Source organism: Streptomyces sp. NPDC001851 (assembly GCF_040297165.1).
GTDB lineage: Bacteria > Actinomycetota > Actinomycetes > Streptomycetales > Streptomycetaceae > Streptomyces.
In genome coordinates this window covers 1-1,189 of record NZ_JBEOYR010000085.1, presented here as the reverse complement: position 1 = coordinate 1,189, position 1,189 = coordinate 1, and the positions used below count along the sequence as shown (strand labels likewise).

2 protein-coding genes are annotated in these 1,189 nt (G+C 62.4%); both read right to left on the bottom strand.

The features are described 5' to 3' along the window. The coding region (locus ABT171_RS41645; protein ID WP_351252165.1) for a uroporphyrinogen decarboxylase family protein at positions 1-436 on the bottom strand (436 nt) is incomplete at its 3' end. Between the two features lie 38 nt (positions 437-474). Beyond that, positions 475-1,189: NAD(+) diphosphatase (gene nudC, locus ABT171_RS41640; RefSeq protein ID WP_351252163.1), on the bottom strand; the 715-nt coding region annotated here is incomplete at its 5' end.

The window sequence follows — 1,189 nt, the reverse complement described above, 5'->3', positions numbered from 1 at the left end:
CGGAGAAGCCGATCAGCGGCACTTCGCCCTTCAGCTCGCGGCGGATGGTACGCACCGCGTTCATCACATAGCCCAACTCCACTTCTGGATCGAACACCGGCAGTTTGTCGACGTCAGCACGGCAGGTGATGGGTGAGCTGAAACGCGGGCCTTCGCCGGCTTCAAAGTACAGGCCAAGCCCCATGGCGTCGGGAATGGTGAGAATGTCGGAGAACAGAATGGCGGCGTCCAGCGCATAGCGGCGCAGCGGCTGCAGCGTAACCTCACAGGCCAGCTCCGCGTTCTTGCACAGCGACATGAAATCACCGGCCTGGGCGCGGGTCGCCTTGTACTCCTGTAAATAACGACCGGCCTGGCGCATCATCCATACGGGGGTCACATCCACCGGCTGGCGCAACAGCGCGCGCAGGTAGCGATCGTTCTTCAACTCAGTCATTTATGGGGCTCCCTTAATAATCTGCCGGCCAGTGTACATTATTCTGCCCGGCACAGCGCCACGGTGTCCTCAATCAACCGGCGCGCCACGGTGCCGGGCGGCGGCAACAGTGGCAGTTGGTCGTAGCGATACCAGCCGGCGTTGAGCAGCTCCTTGGGGTCGTGTCGAAGGTCACCCTGATGGTAATCGGCCATAAAGGCCATCATCAGCGAGTGCGGGAACGGCCAGGGTTGTGAGGTGACGTAACGCAGGTTCTTGATTTCGATATTGCTCTCTTCCATCACTTCGCGCGCTACCGCCTGTTCCAGCGTTTCGCCCACCTCGACGAAGCCGGCCAGCACCGTGTGGATGCCGCCGCGATGGCGCACGTGTTGCGCCAGCAGGATCTGATCGTCGCGCCGAATGGCGACGATCACGCAGGGCGCAATCTGCGGGTAGTACCGCTCTTTGCAGTGGCCGCACAGGCAGGCGCTTTCGGAGCGGCTGAGGTGCATCTCATGGCCGCAGTAGCCGCAATAGCGATGAGAGCGGTAGAAATCCGCCAACTGAACGCCGCGCCCGGCAAGCTGGAACAGACCGCGATCCTGATCCAACAGCTGACGCACCGATCCCATCTCCCGCGGCATCGCCTGGCGTATCAGCCAGACCGGCGCGCCCTCCCATTCACCGATGGTGCGCGCCATGTGGCCCTGCAGCCCGAGGGCGGCGGCCGTCCCCGACGGTAATTCACCGTTCGGTAACCAAAGTTTGCTT